This window comes from Sphingomonas sp. OV641 (assembly GCF_900109205.1).
Taxonomy (GTDB): domain Bacteria; phylum Pseudomonadota; class Alphaproteobacteria; order Sphingomonadales; family Sphingomonadaceae; genus Sphingomonas.
In genome coordinates this window covers 83,545-101,146 of sequence record NZ_FNZB01000005.1, presented here as the reverse complement: position 1 = coordinate 101,146, position 17,602 = coordinate 83,545, and the positions used below count along the sequence as shown (strand labels likewise).

The 17,602-nt window shown below is 63.1% G+C and carries 16 protein-coding genes and 2 pseudogenes; 4 read left to right on the top strand and 14 right to left on the bottom strand.

Translation table 11 applies throughout. From position 1 onward, the window contains the following. Positions 1 to 453: 453 nt before the first annotated feature. From acs to BMX36_RS17795, 4 genes are all read right to left on the bottom strand, one after another. Positions 454 to 2,736 (bottom strand): acetate--CoA ligase, encoded by a 2,283-nt coding sequence (acs, locus tag BMX36_RS17810; protein WP_256210873.1) that lies wholly within the window; start codon positions 2,734 to 2,736, stop codon positions 454 to 456. Then, positions 2,736 to 3,770: an alcohol dehydrogenase AdhP gene (gene adhP / locus BMX36_RS17805; RefSeq protein ID WP_066278433.1), complete on the bottom strand. Its 1,035-nt coding sequence runs from the start codon at positions 3,768 to 3,770 to the stop codon at positions 2,736 to 2,738. Before adhP ends, acs begins: the two co-directional genes overlap by 1 nt. Positions 3,771 to 3,849: 79 nt before the next feature. Further along, a complete protein-coding gene (gene adh, locus BMX36_RS17800; protein ID WP_066278437.1) occupies positions 3,850 to 5,370 on the bottom strand; it encodes an aldehyde dehydrogenase in 1,521 nt (506 codons plus the stop codon). Between the two features lie 140 nt (positions 5,371 to 5,510). Further along, positions 5,511 to 6,587 carry a helix-turn-helix domain-containing protein gene (locus BMX36_RS17795; protein WP_231738994.1) on the bottom strand — a complete coding sequence of 359 codons (1,077 nt, stop codon included), beginning with the start codon at positions 6,585 to 6,587 and terminating at the stop codon, positions 5,511 to 5,513. Between the two features lie 25 nt (positions 6,588 to 6,612). On the opposite strand from BMX36_RS17795, the pseudogene BMX36_RS17790 reads away from it, so the two are divergent. Further along, positions 6,613 to 6,987, top strand: a pseudogene (locus BMX36_RS17790) (transposase); the annotation flags it as partial. A 240-nt stretch (positions 6,988 to 7,227) separates the two neighbouring features. On the opposite strand, the gene BMX36_RS17785 reads toward BMX36_RS17790, so the two are convergent. Further along, entirely contained in the window at positions 7,228 to 8,253 is a 1,026-nt protein-coding gene (locus BMX36_RS17785) for an IS110 family RNA-guided transposase (RefSeq protein WP_093067843.1), read from the bottom strand. Positions 8,254 to 8,303: 50 nt separating this feature from the next. Here BMX36_RS17785 and BMX36_RS17780 point away from each other — a divergent pair. The 3 genes and pseudogenes from BMX36_RS17780 to BMX36_RS17765 form a co-directional block, all read left to right on the top strand. Continuing rightward, positions 8,304 to 8,759 (top strand): annotated as a pseudogene (locus BMX36_RS17780) (IS5 family transposase); the annotation flags it as partial. A 238-nt stretch (positions 8,760 to 8,997) separates the two neighbouring features. Beyond that, the gene (locus tag BMX36_RS17775; protein ID WP_093067811.1) at positions 8,998 to 9,444 is read left to right on the top strand and encodes a hypothetical protein; all 447 of its coding nucleotides are present in this window, start codon (positions 8,998 to 9,000) and stop codon (positions 9,442 to 9,444) included. Positions 9,445 to 9,829: 385 nt separating this feature from the next. Further along, the gene (locus BMX36_RS17765; protein WP_371262943.1) at positions 9,830 to 10,483 is read left to right on the top strand and encodes a recombinase family protein; all 654 of its coding nucleotides are present in this window, start codon (positions 9,830 to 9,832) and stop codon (positions 10,481 to 10,483) included. A 59-nt stretch (positions 10,484 to 10,542) separates the two neighbouring features. On the opposite strand, the gene BMX36_RS17760 is transcribed toward BMX36_RS17765, so the two are convergent. From BMX36_RS17760 to BMX36_RS17725, 9 genes are all read right to left on the bottom strand, one after another. Then, positions 10,543 to 11,064, bottom strand: coding sequence for a hypothetical protein (locus tag BMX36_RS17760; protein ID WP_218142210.1), 522 nt, complete (start codon positions 11,062 to 11,064; stop codon positions 10,543 to 10,545). Positions 11,065 to 11,208: 144 nt separating this feature from the next. Further along, complete coding sequence (locus BMX36_RS21960; RefSeq protein WP_093067800.1) at positions 11,209 to 11,739, bottom strand: SGNH/GDSL hydrolase family protein; 531 nt, start codon at positions 11,737 to 11,739, stop codon at positions 11,209 to 11,211. Beyond that, positions 11,739 to 11,924, bottom strand: a complete 186-nt coding sequence (locus BMX36_RS17750) for a hypothetical protein (RefSeq protein ID WP_093067797.1) — start codon at positions 11,922 to 11,924, stop codon at positions 11,739 to 11,741. Before BMX36_RS17750 ends, BMX36_RS21960 begins: the two co-directional genes overlap by 1 nt. Beyond that, positions 11,911 to 12,054 carry a hypothetical protein gene (locus BMX36_RS21805; RefSeq protein ID WP_177179213.1) on the bottom strand — a complete coding sequence of 48 codons (144 nt, stop codon included), beginning with the start codon at positions 12,052 to 12,054 and terminating at the stop codon, positions 11,911 to 11,913. Before BMX36_RS21805 ends, BMX36_RS17750 begins: the two co-directional genes overlap by 14 nt. A 65-nt stretch (positions 12,055 to 12,119) precedes the next feature. Further along, on the bottom strand, positions 12,120 to 12,404 hold the full coding sequence (locus tag BMX36_RS17745; RefSeq protein ID WP_093067794.1) for an HU family DNA-binding protein: 285 nt from the start codon (positions 12,402 to 12,404) through the stop codon (positions 12,120 to 12,122). A 46-nt stretch (positions 12,405 to 12,450) separates the two neighbouring features. Next, positions 12,451 to 13,149 carry an SOS response-associated peptidase gene (locus BMX36_RS17740; RefSeq protein WP_093067791.1) on the bottom strand — a complete coding sequence of 233 codons (699 nt, stop codon included), beginning with the start codon at positions 13,147 to 13,149 and terminating at the stop codon, positions 12,451 to 12,453. A gap of 13 nt (positions 13,150 to 13,162) precedes the next feature. Then, on the bottom strand, positions 13,163 to 14,146 hold the full coding sequence (locus BMX36_RS17735) for a diguanylate cyclase domain-containing protein (RefSeq protein WP_093067788.1): 984 nt from the start codon (positions 14,144 to 14,146) through the stop codon (positions 13,163 to 13,165). Further along, positions 14,143 to 14,466, bottom strand: a complete 324-nt coding sequence (locus BMX36_RS22220) for a hypothetical protein (protein ID WP_256210871.1) — start codon at positions 14,464 to 14,466, stop codon at positions 14,143 to 14,145. The genes BMX36_RS17735 and BMX36_RS22220 overlap by 4 nt, the downstream gene beginning before the upstream one ends. A 205-nt stretch (positions 14,467 to 14,671) precedes the next feature. Beyond that, on the bottom strand, positions 14,672 to 17,599 hold the full coding sequence (locus BMX36_RS17725) for a conjugal transfer protein TraG N-terminal domain-containing protein (RefSeq protein WP_093067786.1): 2,928 nt from the start codon (positions 17,597 to 17,599) through the stop codon (positions 14,672 to 14,674). Between the last annotated feature and the right edge of the window lie 3 nt (positions 17,600 to 17,602).

Here is a 17,602-nt window from a genome sequence, read left to right as displayed (position 1 = left end):
AGCTTGCTCGATATCGGTGCCCTCATGCTCACATTGGGGTCACGACACGAAAGTGAGTTTTGCGTACGCTAGGAGCGAACAGAACGTGTCCGTAAACCCGTTGCGCGCCGATCTTGTCCGGCAAGCCGTCAAAACCGTGCGCTGCCGGACACTCTGACGCTGACCGGCATACCAGCGTTTGACGGCGACGGCAGGAACCGCCCAAATCCTGCCGTTCAGTAAATCGTCTCGGCGTTTCGAAACCGGCCATTTGCCGTGCAGAAATATTCCCGCTTTCCCATGTACGACGGGCTGTTTTGAGAAAACTCAATCGGGAACAGATTTCGAGAAAGTAGCTCCCCTAGGCGCATCAAGAGAACGATCCTGCCCAGCTTTCTCGCTGCGCCTTCCCAAACGAGACGGTGCCGGAGACGATCCTAACTTCGGAAAGCTTTCCTGTCCCCGTCACGGACCCTAGGCGCTGATGCGGTTGGCCACGAGTTCGTCGACCACCGCAGGGTCGGCCAAGGTTGACATGTCTCCGACTTCGCCCGGTTTCCCTTCGGCAATCTTGCGCAGAATGCGGCGCATGATCTTGCCGCTGCGCGTCTTGGGTAGGCTGGGCGCAAACTGGATCGCATCGGGCGTGGCGATCGGACCGATCTCGCTGCGCACCCATTTGCACAGCGCGGCACGCAGGGCCTCGTCGCCCTCCTGATCCGCGTTGAGCGTCACGAAGGCGTAAATGCCTTGTCCCTTGATATCGTGCGGCATGCCCACCACCGCCGCTTCCGCCACACGCTCATGCGCCACCAGCGCGCTTTCGACTTCGGCGGTGCTCATGCGGTGGCCCGATACGTTGATCACATCATCCACCCGGCCGGTAATCCAGTAATCGCCATCGGCATCGCGACGTGCGCCGTCTCCGGTGAAATAGCTGCCCGGGTAGGTGCTGAAATAGGTCTGAAAGAAGCGTTCGTGATTGCCGTAAACCGTGCGCATCTGACCGGGCCAGCTACGGGTGAGGACGAGATTGCCCTCCACCGCGCCGGCCAGTGTGCGGCCTTCGGCATCGACCAGTTCCGGAAATACACCCGGCAGCGGCTTGGTCGCCGATCCTGGCTTCGCCTCCGCCGTGCCGTTCACGGGCGCGATCAGCGCCGCGCCAGTTTCGGTCTGCCACCATGTGTCGACGATGTCGCAACGCTCGCCGCCGATCACGCGGTGATACCAGTTCCAGGCCTCGGGATTGATCGGCTCGCCTACGGTGCCGAGCAGCCGCAGCCGGGACAGATCGTGTTGTTTCACCGGCTCCTCTCCTTCGCGCATCAGCGCGCGGATCGCGGTCGGCGCGGTGTAGAACACGGTGACGCCCAGACGCTGGCACGTTTCCCATAGGCGTCCGGCATCAGGATAGGTCGGCACGCCGTCAAACATTACCGTGCTGGCGCCGTTCGCGAGCGGCCCGTAAACGACATAGCTGTGGCCCGTGATCCAACCGACATCGGCCGTGCACCAGAATAGATCGTCGTCGGCTAACCCGAATAGAAGATCCGTGGTGAGCGTGACCCACAGGAGATAACCGCCGGTGCTGTGCAGCACGCCCTTGGGCTTGCCGGTCGATCCGCTGGTGTAGAGAATGAACAGCGGATCTTCCGCATTCATTGGCTCGGGCGGACAATCGGCATCGACCCCTTTGCTCAAGTCGTGCCACCACCAATCGCGGCCCTCCTTGAGATCGACCTCGGTCGTCGTCCGCTGTACGACGATAACCGTTTCGACCCCGCCCGCCTTTGCACAGGCCGCGTCGACATTGGCCTTTAGGGGAACCGACCTGCCGCCGCGCCTGCCTTCATTGGCGGTGATAACGAGCTTGGCGCCGCAATCGGAAATACGATCAGACAGACTATCGGGTGAAAAGCCACCGAACACCACCGAATGTACCGCGCCGATTCGTGTGCAGGCAAGCATGGCGATCGCGGCTTCGGGTACCATCGGCATGTACAGGACTACCCGATCTCCCTTGGCGACGCCGCGGCCCTTCAACACATTGGCGAAACGACAGACTTCCGTATGCAGTTCGCGGTAAGTGAGGGTTCGCCCCTCGCCCGGCTCGTCCCCTTCGAAAACGATGGCGGCGTTGTCGCCACGGGCATCCAGATGGCGATCGAGGCAGTTGACCGAAACATTCAGTTCGCCGTCGGCAAACCAGCGAATGCCGAAGTCGGCTTTGTCGAAGCTGCTCTCGTCCGCTTTGGTCGGGAAGACGCTCCAGTTCAGGCGGCATGCCTCGGCCAGCCAAAAGGCGTCGGGATCGCGCTCCACCGATGCTTGCATCGCGTGAAGCCTGTCGGTTGCCGCCAACATGGTGATCTCGGCCTTCTCATAGACACGGCTTCGCACGAGAAAGCGTCGGCCCGTTCCGTTGTCGAGGCTGAACATCCCGCCCCGTCCCTCCACCACGTCGAGGATCAGCTGCGTGTGCTTCCATGCCGCGAATTGCTGCGCCCCGATATAGACTGGCGTGGTGCCTATGGTGCCGAGCAGCACGTCCGATCCGCCAAGGCAAAACTCGCTGCGGGGATAAACCATCGGGCTGGAACCGTCGCAGCAACCGCCCGACTGGTGGACCAGCACCGGGCCGTGACGGTCGACGATTTCGGCCAGCAGCGCCGCTCCCGCCTCGGTGGCAATCACACGGCGAACCAAAGCGGCCCGCCCCATTTTTCCCTCGTCCTGCTCGTCACCGTTCGCCATTATACGGTCAGGTCGAGGACGACCCGCCCTTCGATCTGGCCCTGCCGCATACGGTCGAACACCGAGTTGATGTCTTCGAGACCGGCAGTCGAGATCGTCGCCTTTACCTTGCCGTCGCCAGCGAATTCGAGCGATTCCTGCAGGTCCAGCCTGGTGCCGACGATGGAGCCGCGTATGGTAATACCGTTCAGTACCATGCCGAAGATGTTGAGCGGGAAATCACCCGGCGGTAGGCCGTTAAGCGCGACGGTGCCGCCGCGCCCGATCATGCCGACCGCCTGTTCAAAGGCCTTTTCGCTCACCGCGGTCACCAGCGCGCCGCGCGCGCCTCCGCTGGTCAATCGCCTTACCGTCGTGGCGGGATCATTGTCCGTCCGTGCGTTGACCGTCTCCACCGCACCGAGCCTGCGGGCGAGGTCGAGTTTGGCGTCGTCGACGTCGACGGCGACCACCTTCATCCCCATGGCCACCGCATATTGTACCGCCATATGGCCGAGACCGCCGATGCCGGAGATGACGACCGCATCGCCGGGCCGGGTATCGGTCATCTTCAGGCCCTTGTAGACCGTCACGCCCGCGCACAACACCGGCGCGATTTCGTTGAAGCCGACATTGTCCGGCAGGTGGCCGACATAATTGGGGTCGGCCAGCACGTAGTCGGCGAACCCGCCATTGACCGAATAGCCGGTGTTCAACTGGCTTTCGCACAGCGTCTCCCATCCACCGAGGCAGTGCGTGCAGTGACCGCAAGCGGTGTAGAGCCAAGGCACGCCGACCCGGTCGCCTTCCTTCACGTGGGTCACGCCCTTGCCCACAGCGGAGACAAAGCCCACGCCTTCGTGGCCCGGGATAAAGGGCGGCTCGGGCTTTACCGGCCAGTCGCCTTCTGCGGCGTGGAGGTCGGTGTGACACACACCGGAGGCCTGAATGGCAACCTGGATCATGCCGGGCTGGACCTCGGGCACCGGAACTTCCTCGATCCGCAGTGGCTCGCCAAAGGCGCGCACGACGGCGGCTTTCATGGTCTTGCTCATGACATCTCTCCTGTAGTTTTATCGTTCGAAGGCCGGGCGGCGGGCGAAACTCCGCGTCGCCGTGCCCGGGCTGTTCGCCTCAGAAGAAGCCGAGCTTCTTCGGGCTGTAACTGACCAGCATGTTCTTGGTCTGCTGATAGTGGTCGAGCATCATGCGGTGGTTTTCGCGCCCGATGCCGGATTGCTTGTAGCCGCCGAACGCCGCGTGGGCGGGATAGGCATGGTAGCAATTGGTCCACACACGTCCCGCGCGGATCGCGCGGCCGAAGCGGTAGCAGGTGTTCGCATCCCGGCTCCACACGCCCGCGCCCAGGCCATAAAGCGTATCGTTGGCGATGTTCAGCGCCTCATCCTGGTCCTTGAAGGTGGTGACCGACAGGACCGGTCCGAAGATTTCCTCCTGAAAAATCCGCATCCGGTTATGGCCACGGAACACGGTGGGTTTTACATAGTAGCCGCCTGCAAGATCGCCTTCGAACCGGGCTGCCTCGCCGCCGGTCAGCAGTTCGGCGCCCTCCTGTTTGCCGATATCGATGTAGGATAGGATCTTCTGCTGCTGTTCGGATGATGCCTGCGCGCCGATCATTGTCTCCAGATCGAGCGGATTGCCTGCCTTGATCGCCTCAACGCGCTGGATCGCGCGTTCCATGAAGCGGTCGTAAATGTTCTCATGCACCAGTGCCCGGCTTGGACAGGTGCATACCTCGCCTTGGTTGAGCGCGAACATCACTAGGCCCTCGATCGCCTTGTCGAGATAATCGTCGTCCTCGCGACATACGTCCTCGAAAAAGATGTTCGGACTTTTCCCGCCGAGCTCCAGCGTCACCGGGATCAGGTTCTCGCTGGCATATTGCATGATGAGCCGACCCGTCGTCGTCTCGCCCGTGAAGGCAATCTTCGCGATGCGGTTGCTGCTGGCGAGCGGCTTGCCGGCTTCCAAGCCGAAGCCGTTGACCACGTTGACCACCCCGGCGGGCAGCAGGTCGCCGATGATTTCCATCAGGACCATGATCGACGCCGGCGTCTGTTCGGCCGGTTTCAATACCACGCAATTGCCTGCCGCCAGTGCCGGTGCGAGTTTCCACACCGCCATCAGGATCGGGAAGTTCCACGGAATAATCTGGCCGACCACGCCCAGTGGCTCATGGAAATGATAAGCGACCGTATCGTGATCGATCTCCGAGATACCGCCTTCCTGCGCGCGGATGCAGCCTGCGAAATAGCGGAAGTGATCGATCGCCAGCGGAATGTCCGCGGCCATTGTCTCGCGTAGCGGTTTTCCGTTGTCCCAGGTTTCCGCGATGGCGAGCTCGCGAAGATTTTCCTCCATCCGGTCCGCGATCCGATTGAGGATCAAGGCTCGCTCGCTAACGCTGGTGCGGCCCCAGGCCTCCTTCGCCGCATGCGCCGCATCCAGCGCGGCTTCGACATCGGCCGCCTGACTGCGTGCCACCTGACCAATGGATCTGCCGGTAATCGACGAGATGTTGTCGAAATAGCGCCCGTCCTTGGGCGCGGTCCACTTTCCGCCGATGAAGTTGTCGTAGCGTTCCGCGAACGGCACCGTCATCGAAGTGGCGGGGTTGGTCTGCATGTCCATCACGTCATCCTCTCGAAACCGCCGGATCCTTCCGGTCGCGAGGACGATAGTTCCGCGAGATGGCGGCGGTGCACAGGGACTGCCGGTTGATGGAATGGGTCGATTGTCTCGCTATCGAGACAATGGGGAGACCAGATATGTCAGCGACGCTGCAAACCTACCCTTTCCATTCGACGATAGAGAGTAGCTCGACCGATGCCGAGTTCCTTTGCCGCCTTGGTGGCGTTGCCGTCTGCCCGCGCCAGCGCGCGGCGCAAGAAAGCCCGTTCCGAGTCAGCGAACGAGGTGGCTTCTTCGCCACCGAGGATATTCGAAGCCGTGCGGCGGCCCCCGAGACACGCGTTGGTCAGTTTGAACCGATGCCTTGCAGCGAAGGTCGCGCCGATGACCAGATCGTCCCGATCAACGGCCAGCAAGGCTGCATCGCCGCCTGGCAGATTGGCATCGATGATCCGGTACGAGGCGAAATGCGCGCGAAAGATGCCGCTCTCGATCCGGCGAGCGGCATCCTGCACGATCTTCTGAACGAGCATTCCCATCGCGGCGCTGTGGTCGTAGCGGCAGTTCGAGATATCCAAGGCGCCGACAAGCTGGCCGGTCGCATCGCGCACCGGCGCATCCATGCAGCTTATGCCCGTATTCCGGCTGGCGAAGTGTTCATCTCGATGGATCGTGACCGGTCGACCCTCGATCAGGCAGGTGCCGATCCCGTTCGTGCCTTCCCGGCTTTCGCTCCACACTCCGCCGGGCGTCAAGCCGATCCGATCGAAAAGCTCGCGGTCACCCGCGAGGCTACGCGCTTCCAGAACGACACCGTCATTGTCCGACAGCATCACGGCGCAACCCGTGGCAGAGACGATCTGGAACAGCTGGTCGACCAAGGGACGCGCGACCTCCAGCATCAACTCACAGCGTTGCCGCCGCTGAATCAGGTCACTTGCAGATACAAGATCTGGAACCCGATCGGCTCCTGCGTCGAGACCGTGCTTTAGGCCCGAACGACACCAGCTGGCAGCAACAAGCGAATGCGCGGCACTGGCTGAGCAATGCAGGACCTCTTCGACAACTGCTTCATGCCGATCCTTCATCGCGCCGGGATACACGAAATGTCGCCAGTTGTCGAACCAATGCCGTAGTGTTCTACATCCCGCCAGCGGCCTTTGGTGTGAAGAAAGGTATCCTTGCGTCGATAAATTGACATCACGCTGACCGGTCACCCTGCCTGCATCGTGCCATCCGGCAATTGCTTGCAGCCGCCCATCGGTTCGTCCGTCAGTCAGGACAGGCCTGTTTTGGCTGACGGATGAGCAGATTGAGCGGCTGCGGCCGTTCTTTCCCAAGAGCCACGGCCGGCCGCGGGTGGACGACCGACGGGTTCTGAGCGGCATCGTCTTCGTCAACCGCAATGGGCTGCGCTGGCGAGATGCGCCCAGCGCCTATGGGCCACACAAGACGCTCTACAACCGGTGGAAGCGCCGGGGTGAGGCAGGCGTGTTCACGCGGATGATGGAAGGGCTGGCGGCGGCAGGCGCCGAGCCGAAGACGGTTATGATCGACGCCACCTACCTGAAGGCGCACCGCACGGCATCGAGCCTGCGGGTAAAACGTATGGCTCGCCCCGTCGGCAAGCGGTTTGTGTCTGATGCTCTGAGCAGTCTGCGAAAACGTATCCGGCCTTCCAACACCAGGTCGTTGGCCAAGATGGAGATCCGCGCGTCCTGGTCCTCATAAAGGGGCCGGCATCGAGTGCCATTTTTAGCCATAGGTTTCCGGGACACCGGTCGACTGTCAGGCCATCTTTCACTCACCTCCCGCAGACATCATCCAGCTGGCGCAAGGAGCGCCGACCGAGCTTGTTCAGGCTGCCTGCGCAACCGGATCGTAGGTGCGCTGGTGTCGCAGCAGCGCCCACACGATACGCGCCATCTTGGCGGCCAATGCCACCACGACGGTGTTGTGATGAGAACGTGAGAGGAGACCGCGCAGCCAGGCGCCAAGTCGCGTATCGCTCTTGCTCATTACCGGCAGGGACGCACGCGCACCTTGGATCAGGTTCTTGCGCAGGTAGCGGCTCCCACGTTTGGTGATACCGAGCAATCGCGGCTTGCCTCCGGTCGTGGCCTGCCGCGGCACCAAGCCCAGCCATGCGGCAAGGTCGCGCCCACGCCCGAAGGTCCGGGCATCGCCGACCGCTGCCACCAGCGCGGTGGCATTAAGCGCGCCAATGCCTGGAATGGTCAGCAATCGTCGTGTCCGTTCATCCGCCCGAGCCGCATCGGTGAACTCGGCGTCGAGATCTGCGATCCGTTCGTCGAGCGCTCTCCAGCGCAGGCGCATGTCGCTCATCAGCCGGTGAATGCGGGAGCCGAGTACCGGTTCGTCACCATCCAGCATCTCACCCAGCCGAAGGGCAAGCTTTGCACGCCCCTGCGGGACGATGTAACCGCGTTCGAGGAGGAGGCTCCTGATCTGGTTCATCAAGGAGGTGCGGTCTCCAACAAGCTGGTCACGGATGCGATGGAGCGTCTGCATGTCGAGTTGCTCCTCGGTCTTTAGCTCGACAAACCGCATAGTCGGCCGTGTCGCCGCCTCGGCGATCGCCTCGGCATCACGATCATCGTTTTTCTGCGCCTTGACGTAAGGGCGGACGTATTCCGGCGACATCAATCGTACCGCATGGCCTTGTCGCGCCAAGGCACGTCCCATGTGGTGCGCACCGCAGCAGGCCTCCATCGCCACAACGCAGGCCGGCAAGGTCGCCGCGTAGGTGATGACCGTCTCGCGCCGCATTCGCCGGCGGACGACGACCTTGCCAATGGCATCCAGCCCAACCACGCTGCAGCTATTCTTGCCAAGATCGATCCCGAGCACAGAAATGTCCATGACCTTCGCTCCTTCCGCAAACGACCCGCTGTCGTGAAGCGACAACGGTTCAGATAAGGGGCGAGCCATCCATAAAGGGGGGCCTTGGCCGCCTGATAGGCCGCACCAAGGGCGGCATGAACACCAAGCTCCATGCCGTAGCCGATGCGAACGGACGCCCCTTGAGCTTCTTTATGACCGCCGGGCAGGTCAGCGACTACACCGGTGCGGCCGCGTTGCTGGACGACCTGCCGAAGGCTCAGTGGCTGCTAGGTGACCGCGGCTACGACGCCGACTGGTTCAGGGATGCGCTCCAGGCCAAGGGCATCCAACCCTGCATCCCAGGGCGGCGGTCCCGCAACGAGCCGGTCAGGTACGACAAGCGCCGCTATCGGCGACGTCACCGCATCGAGATCATGTTCGGCCGCCTCAAGGACTGGCGCCGCGTCGCAACCCGCTACGACCGCTGCCCGACCGTCTTCTTCTCCGCCATCGCCCTCGCTGCCACCGTCATCTTCTGGCTGTAATCAACGAGTCCTGACCTTAAAGCATGATCGCGCGCTTGGTGGGTGCCACTGCGGTAAGCATGTAACTGTCCCAAAACACCATCCTTTTCGAGAAAGGCAGCAGCGCGACACGGTAGCAGCTATCAAACCTACCTCCCGGAAAGCGGTCGGATTGCTTCTCGCGAAGTATCGCCGTTCGCTGTCCGTTCGCTCCTAGCGTACGCAAAATTCACTTTCGTGTTGTGACCCCTAAGTGGCCATGCCGATCCGCCCCGAGAACCGCTGGCTCTATCCGATCGACTGGCCGCAGATATCCGACCGGGTTCGCTTCGGTCGCGCCAGAGGCCGGTGCGAACGGTGCGCGCGGCCGCACAAGCGCCGTGTCGCCCATCTCGGCGATGGTCGGTGGTGGGACGCCGATGCGCGCTGCTGGCGGTCTAACACCGGGCCGCGGATCAAGGGACAGAGGTTCGTGCTGGCGCGGATAAGGACCACCTATGTCGTCCTCGCCTGCGCACACCTCGATCACGATCCTGGGAACAGCACCCCCGGCAACCTCGCGGCGCTATGCCAGCGATGCCACATGCTGCACGATGCCGAGGAACATCGCTGGCAGCGATGGTGGAACGCTTACCGCATCCGTGCCTGGCGCGACCTGTTCGAAAGTCCGCAGGAAGTGCGGCTGCGTAATAACGTGAGCAGATGAAAACTTCAGATCGGTCCTACAACACCCTCTCGCAGTGGGCCGCTGATCGTGCCGACATGCGCATCGTTTGTGATTGCGGACGAACGATAAACATCCCTTCGGAACAAATACTCCAGCGTTTTCGCCGCGACAGCGATGTCCCGTCCAGCTTTGTCCGGCTGCGATGCCGTCGCTGCGGCCGGCGTGGCCATGCCACGGTGACTTCGGTTCCGATTCTGCGCCGGTAACGACATCATCTGATACATGAACCATGTCGTGATGGTTCGATGGGTAGCCACTTGAGGCCGCGTCGGATAGCTAGGCCACGTAGGTTCGCAACAAGTTTTTATGAGCCAGTAGTCGTTGAGATGGCCATTTCGGCTATACCCACTTGAGCCAGGGAATGATGAGCAAGCAGCAAAACATGATCCGGGCGGCGCGAGTATATCTGCGGGTCAGCACCGACGAACAGGATCTGGCCCGGCAGGAGGCGATCGTCGCCGGTGCACGAGCCGCCGGCTTCTATGTCGCGGCGGTGTACCGCGAGAAGGCGTCAGGTGCGCGACCCGATCGACCGGAACTGTTGCGTATGGTCGACGACCTGCAACCCGGCGAAGTCGTGATCGCGGAGAAGATCGATCGCATCAGCCGGCTGCCGCTGCCCGAAGCGGAACTGCTGGTCGAGACTATAAGAGGGAAGGGGGCTCGACTGGCGGTCCCGGGGATCGTCGACCTGTCCGACCTGGTCGCCGACAGTTCGGGGGTGGCGCGCATCGTGCTGGAGGCGGTGCAGGACATGCTGCTGCGCGTCGCGCTGCAAACCGCGCGCGACGATTACGAAACCCGGCGCGAGCGCCAGCGCGAGGGGATCGAGATCGCCAAACGGGCAGGGCGATACACCGGGCGCAAGCCCGATCTTGCCCACCACCGCCGCATCGTCGCGCTTCGCGATGCCGGCATGAGCATCGCCCGCACCGCCGAACTGGCTGGGTGCAGCATCGCGCAGGTCAAGCGTGTGACAGCAATCCACCGTAGAATGCTCGCCGTAACCGGCACGTAACGGTTGCAACGCCAATCGGATGAAATCAGATTTTTGCAAAGCCTACGTGCCGTTTACAACTAGCGGTCCGCCGATACGTTGCGATCTCGCCGCCGCGCGAGCATGACAAGGTTGCTCGCGGCGACGAGTACCACAGTGCCGATGTGGGGATATTGTCGAACCATCTGCTGCGAGCTCTCGCCAGCAGGCGTGAACTGACGCTCGAGCAGCATGAAGGGTTCGATAAGATCAGCCGCCGGGTTGTAGAACCACGCAACGAGGATGGTGATCGCCGCGCCAGCGACCGCAGCCATTTCGAGCACGCTGCGATAAGAGGCGATCTGTTCGAGCCGTCGTGCGGCCGTTGCAGACACGAACAGGCTGAGCGTCACGATCGCAACCCAGCCGGCTGCGTCGAAGCCGTTGAGCCAGATACGCTGGTCCACGAACCCGATGTCGATCCGCACCCCGATGAAGGGCAGGAGGAGCGCGATCGCCGCGAGCACACAGGACGAAACCGACAACCGGAACGGTGATCGGGCGATAGCCCGGATCGCGTCGCGCGGTGACTTCTGCTCGATCGGAATCTTCGGCTCGGTCATCATCCATCCTCTTTCTGACACCGGCTCGGAGGTGGTTCGATAATCGACCGGCAAGACCGGCGACCATGATCAACGCACTCGGCGTCCACGCTGGCCTTGGCGACTATCGCTTGGTCAATCACTGACGAGCTTATCGCACAGATATCAGAACGTCATCACGACTGCTTGGCGAACCGGCCGAGCAGCAGCAGCGGGGGCAGGGGATACGGTTCGAGGTTGCCGCGCAACGGCAACTCTATCTTCACCGTATCTCGGAGACGACGACAGCGATAATGCGACCGATCGATAGCTGACGGGGTGGATGCCATCCCGGCTATCGATCGCTGTGAGATGGACAATCTCATCGCCGAACGATCGCGCGATGGCCGCGCTGATTCGCGCCGCTGCCGGCGCGTAGGGAGTGACCCAGGTAACCCGCGCGGCCCTGACCCGTTGTCGCAGCGCAACGAGATTGCGCAACAGGTTCGGATTGCCAGCGTCGTTCGATCCCAGCGCGATCACCGCTCGCTCCCGGAGTGCGCCATCGGTGAAGGTTCGCAGCATTTCAGCAGAGGACGCACCGACGCGCGCGTGAACCTCGCAACGCAACCCCTCGCTGGCGAGCGCGCCTGCGGTTCCCACCGCGATGCTGTCGCCGATCACGATGCAGGCAGGTGGCGGGGGCGGGAGTGGCATCAGAAGTCCAGATCGCGAACGCGCATCTGCTCGGCGGCAAGGTCGGCCACGGGGCCTGCGCCTTCCGCCGCCTCGTAGATCTCGATCACCGCCTTGTCGTCGAGCCACTCGACCATCAGCGCGACCGCGCGGAGGTTGGCGGGATCGAGCACGACGCCTCCAGCATCATCGTCACCGTCTGGCACCGAAGCGCTCCCGCATGTCGGCCATCTTCGTCCAGCTCTCGGCCGAACGCAGCGCACGCTCGCGCTGGTTCGGCAACTCGGCTTCGGCGGCTTCCGCCAGGGCAGCGGCAGCGCGTGCGCGCAAGTCCATGACATTTTCCGACATATCGCCTCCCGGTTCATTCGGCGGGCGGTTTCGCCCGCCGGTGGTGGTTCTCAGTTGCCGTTCATGCGGTCGCGGACCTGCTTGGCCGGCGCGAACGTCAGCTTGCGCTGTGCCGCGATCGTGATCGCCTCGCCATTCGACGGATTGCGACCCTGCCGCTCGGGCACGTCCTTCACCTTGAACTTGCCGAAGCCGTTGATGCTCACTTCCTCACCCCCGGCGACCGCCGCGGTCAGATTGGCAAAGACGGCATCGACCAGCTTCTTGGCATCGCTCTTGGCGAGACCATGGGTGTTGACGAGCTGGTCGGCGAGATCGGACGTCGTAACTGCCACGTATATGTTCCCTTGCTGTGATTTCCCAGGCGAACCCTATCCACGATCAGGCGTCACCGCCATCGGGTGTTGCGACCTGTTCGCGCATTTCGCCGTCATACGGGCGCACCAGCGCCAATGCCGCCGCATGATCGCCGTCGAGCCAGGTCGTGAAGTCGTCCGGATGCAGGATCGCCGGCATCGCCTTGGAATGCCACGGCGCGACCGTCTCGTTCGGGCTGGTGGTGCAAAAGGCATAGGCGTCGCCACGCTCGGTCGGTCGCCAGAGCCCCGCGAAGAAGCCGATCGGCCGGTCAGGCAACGAGAACCAGACCTGGCGCGGCTTGCCGTCGTCGCCCTTGCCGCCTTCGGGATGCGGCTCGGCGAAGTGCGTGAAAGGTACGAGGCAGCGCCGCTCGGGGTTCGCGATCGAGGGCTTCCACATCGAGGACGAAAGGTTGCGCGCATTGGTGACGTACTTGTCGAGCTTCACCGCCGGATCGCGCTTGCTCGCGACCTTCGTCGGGAAGCCCCATTCCATCGCCACGGGCTCGAGCGGGCGGTTGCCTTCGCCCGATCGGCGCACGACCAGGCCATGCCGCGCGGTCTTCTTGCCGGTCGGAAAAATCTCGCGCGGCACGGGGAAGTTCGCGTCCTCGGGGTAGGGCGGCTCATAGCCGCACGCCCGCATCACCTCCGCTTGGCTGGCGCTCAGTCGATACCGATTACAGACGATCGCCTCCCTGTGTGACGTGGCTCGCGCCATCCTGCGCCGGCGATCATCGGATTTCCACCACGGGCGGTTCACTGACGATGACATCGCCATCGGCGCCGGCACGAGCCGCGAGGATGGCGAGTGCCCCGAGGAGTTCATCGAGCGTCCGCGAGCGGGCAGGTGCGACGCCGGCCGAGAAGGTCATCCTGCCGAGTTCGACATCGCTTTCGCGTACCTTCATCCGCCGGGCGGCGAATGCCTGACGGGCGGCATCGAGGAGGGCGCCGAGGTCGGGCGCCGGCATGTTCGGGAAGATGGCGAGCAGCCGATCGTCGCCGGCCCGTCCGATCGCGGACGGGCGGCATTGTTCGGCAAGGGTCCCGACAAGGACGCGCAGCACGCGCACCGCGACCGCTTCGCCATGCGTCGTACGCACATCCCTGCCGTGATCGAGATTGAACATCGCGACCGACAGGTCCTGCGGCTCCGTTGCCAGGGCGCTCGCGAGCCGGTCGAGGACCGCGTCATGCGACAGCGCCCCGGTCGCGGGATCCTGTTCGACGACGTCGAGGATCGCACGCAGATCGTCATGGAGAGCGCGAGTCTGGCTGCTGACCGCGGCGAATGACTGCTCGGCCGAGCGGCTTTGCGCCAGCATCCGCATGACGACCGCGCGCACGGTCTGCGCATCGCCCTCGACCAGTTCGGCCGCGGCGAGCGTGAGTTCGCGGGTCAGCGCCGACGCCTCGTCGTTCGCCTGGGTGATGATTGCGAGGATACCCAACGAGATGCGTTCGATATCGGGAAGCAGTCGATCGTTGGCGGCGATCTCTGGTGAAGGGACGGGCGTGAAGCTGGCCACCTGGCGTTCGGTCAGCCGGACGCCGCCATCGATCAGTTCGTCGACCTGCGCCCTGAAGGAAGCATCGCGTCCAAGGAGGTAGCGGTGCGCGAAAGCATAATGCCGGGGCGTATGCTCCAGTTGGTGCGCGTCGAGGAACCTGAGCACGACCGCACCGCTGCCCGGCCTGTTGCGCCGATCGGTCATGCGCCCGCCACGAACAGCACGGCGGCCAGCGACATCACGAACAACGACAGCCAGATCGCGATCTGGCCGTAGATGTGCATCGCGAGCCCGACCCAGGTATAGCGGCGCCGCAGCACGATACCGCTCGCCACCGCCACGAAGAAGGCGATCAGCGCCGGCGTCGCGATCGAGGGACTGCGCGCCATGCTCGCCTCGGCGAGCGGCAGCAGCCCCAGTGCCAGCACCAGCAGCCACGAGAACGCAAGCACCACGCCCGATCGCGGATCGAACTCCACCTGTTCGGTGGTGCGGGAGCGTTCGGTTGTGAACCTCGTTGTCATGGTCTACCCTTCGCGCGAGGAGGCTGGGCTATGTACGACATCGACATGTACCTTATCACTAAGGATAACCCTGCCGGCCCCATCTATGTCGAGAAGCATAATCCAGCCTTCGATGAGGATCGACGCTTCTACGATCAGGACGGGAATGAAACCAAGGGTTCAAGGATAGGACGATATTTGTCTTATGCGGTCCTTGCGGCTCTTCTCATTTGGATTTGGGCTCACTAGGGCCAAAGATCTTTTCCTTCAGATAGCGTGACCCAGGGAATAGCTCAGGCATCTCGCGGGCCTTCGGATCGGTGAAGAATTGCCGGTTCATATCTTTATCGACCTCACCCCGTACACCCGACCCGGCATCCAGATGCCCCTGACGCATGACGGAAGCCGCGCGTCCTGCATCAGCGATCCCGGCTTGGCCCGCTGCGATCCTGCCTGCCGCCCCGGTCGTGTCAGGCAACGATCCGGGGATGTTGACGGGCAGTAGCCCACCGGGACGATGATGCCCGCGGACATCCGCCTCCGATGTGATGGGCGAGGCGGGGACGTCGACGAGATCAGGCTCGTGGAAGCGGGGGGCAACCGAGTCCATGATCTCCTGCTTCGACGAGGCGAGATACTCTGACATCAACTGATCGCGAACCTGCCGCTGCTGCGGCGTCATTACGACGGCAAGCGGCGAAGGGGCATCGAGACCCTGACGGCCTGCGATACGACGCTCGTACCACTGCGAGAAATCCTGGCTGAGGTTCTGGCTGACCTGGAAGTTGTGGCTCTCCATGTAGCTGGCCTCGTTCGACAGCTGGTCGGCCCGCTCGTTCAGCTTGCGCGCGCGCAGTTCATGGGTCGCAGCCTCGGAAAGCGCCTGCTCGCGGCTGCGCGACGCCGTGCTTGACCGTTCGTTGCGGCTAGTGAGCGCGGAACGCTCCTGATGTCCAGTTCCATCGGTGATGCGATCACCAGCGGACTTTTCATTTCGTATCCCGCCGGACGCTGTGTTGGCGTCATCCGTAGATTGGGTTCTTTCTGTCGAACGATGAAGACTATCAGAATTTTGGGCGCTTAGGACGCGACCCCCTTCAATTCCGCCGTTTATCGACGGGCTACGGTTGGGCGACGACGCTGAAGCGCCGCCGGACTGGCCAGTTCCGTTCGCCCCAGCATTCTTTCCGCCACCACCACCACCAGGGAGGCCTAGCGCAGCGGAATAGCCTCCGCGAGTAACGTCGTTGTCTTCAGATGCGCGCCGATGCGATCCTGTCACCCGGGCGGCATTCCCGACACTGGACCGGTCCTCGATCCCGTTGAAGGTGCTGCCGCTGTTGCCGTAGAAGTTCTCGACGCCGCTGCTGTCGGTGTTAGACGAGGATGTCTCGAACCCGCTCCCGATCGTGGTCGAGGTGCCCTGCGACGCGCGATCGGTGTTGGTCGAGGTCAGGATCCGCGCGGCGGCTTCCTCTTCGCTGACCGCCTGGCGACGCATCTCGGAGGCGGTCTGGCGCAGATCGGCCGCGATGCCGCGGTTCTCGGTGAAGCCGGTCCCGAGCTGCGACATCGCGCCCGAGACATTGTAGACGGACTCGCCGTTGCCATAGGCCGATCGGGTCGCGCCGTTGCTCGCACGCTCGGTGAACCCGGCCGCCCCGGTCGAATAGTTCGCCGCGTCGTGCCACTGGTTGCTTTGCAGGTTGTTCGACGACGAGTTGGCGAAGCTGACGTTGCCGTAGCTGTAATTGCCGGTGGTCTGCTCGACGGCGGCTGCCTCGGCCGCGTTCTGCGCCGGGTTGAGCATCGACATCGACTGACCCGAAATGCTCATGGCCCCGCGTGAGAGGGCTGCCGCCATGAACGGCACGCTCATGAGCATGAACCCCGCGATCGTGGCGGTCTCGGCGTTGACCGCGCCGATGCCCGCGAAGCTGCCAAGCGACACGCCGCCCTCGGCGACCCCGTTGGCAGCCGACATGCCCCGGCTCATGCAGATCATGTGGAGGATGACGTAGAGCGGCCCCCAGGAGGCGAGATAGAAGAAGCCGGTGAGATAGCCCTTCAATGCCTGGACCCCGGTCTGCGGCATCAGGAACAGTGGGAAGATCACCGGGAACATCGCGTAGAAGACGACGGTCAGCACGATGTTGAGGATCGGGACCCAGGTCATCGCCTGCTGCGAGATCGAATTGTAGGTGTTGCGCGCCTGGATGTCGGCGCGGGTAGTAGCGAAGGTGTCGATCGAGGCTGACCCCGGCCCCCCGGCCATGCCGTCGCGCGCCTGCATGAAGGCGTTGATCGCGGTCATCTGGCGCATGGTCGAGGTATAGTCGCCCGACGAGCCGGTGAAGGCGGAAGCCACGACCGGTATGTCCTGTTTCAGCTTGGCCGCCGCCTGCGCGGTCGACAGGCGGGTATAGGCTTCCTTGCCCCACAGGCTGGTGGCCGCCTCGATCATCGGCACCCATTGCGCACTGAGCAGGTTATAGGCCTGCTCGCAGGTGACGATCTGGCTGCTCATGCCCGACCCGTCGCGCGCGATCCACGGCTGTCCGCGCGCCGGCGAACCCGGTCCTAGCTCGGCCCACAGGTCTTTGGCTTGCGACAACACGGTCAGCGACTTGCGATTCAGCAGGATGTCGCCGAACACGCAATTCTTGAAGTGTATCTGGAGGTTGGTCGAAAACTCGGCATCGCGGATCTGGAAGTTGCGCGTCATGTCGAACAGGCGCGAGCCGTAGATCATGCCGTTGGTCGAATAGTTGAGTTCGTTGGGCATCACGAACACGGTCTCGGCGGTCCGCGTCAGCCAGTCGCCGACCTGGCTGGTGAAGCTGGCCATTACGCCCAGACCCAGCGGCACGTTGGCGACGACGGCGGGGGCGAGGCTGGGATTGATCCGGTCAGTGACCTTGACGGTGACGGTCGGCACCATGAGGCACGAATAGATAAGCGCGGAGCCCAGGAACCAGTTGAGCCAGGCGCGCACGTTCATCGTGAAGGCGACCGCCATCAGCGCGTAGATGAAGCCGAGCACCATGACGACGCGCAGCAGCGCGCGATAACCGCCGCCTCCGGTCCACGCGGCGACCGCGTTGAAGACGTTGACGATATACTCGCCGCCCCCGATCGTGAACACCTCGACCATCGT